The 540-nt window shown below is 68.7% G+C and carries 1 protein-coding gene; it reads left to right on the forward strand.

Annotation, left to right across the window (positions count from 1 at the left end; all coding sequences use genetic code 11):
- Positions 1 to 540 (forward strand): transporter (locus AC1DZC_RS20325; protein ID WP_477044548.1); only part of this gene is annotated, 540 nt, incomplete at both ends.

Raw genomic sequence — 540 nt, forward strand, 5'->3', positions numbered from 1 at the left:
GATCGAGGCGCAGGCCGGCTGGACCGCGTTCGGCCATGATCGCACTCGGGACAAGGCGAGCGGATCAGTCGACGCGGCGAACCGCACGGGCGACGCGCTGCTCGGGCTGAAGGCCAATCTGCGCCACCCTGACGGCAGCGGCGTTTCCGTCGCGGTCGAGTCCTTCGTCACGGTTCCGGTCGGCCGCAGGCCGATCGGGGCTGGGGACTGGGGCGCGGGCGTGCTGGTGCCGGTCAGCTTCGACCTCGGCCACAAGCTCAGCCTGCAACTGTCGCCCGAAGTCGATGCCGCGGTGGATCAGGATGGGCGAGGGCGGCATTTCGCCGCCAGCGGTACGGTCGGGCTCGGGGTCGAGCTCAGCGACAAGATTACCGGGACGATCGAGGTTCAGGAAACTCGGGACGATGATCCGTCCGGGCATATGACCACAGCGCTAGCGTCGGGATCGCTCGCTTGGGCGCCGCGCAAGGACTGGCAGTTCGACGTCGGCGCCGTGGCGGGGCTGAACCGCGACGCGCCGAATGTCGAACTCTATATCGG

The organism is Cellulomonas sp. P2_B4 (assembly GCF_056404795.1).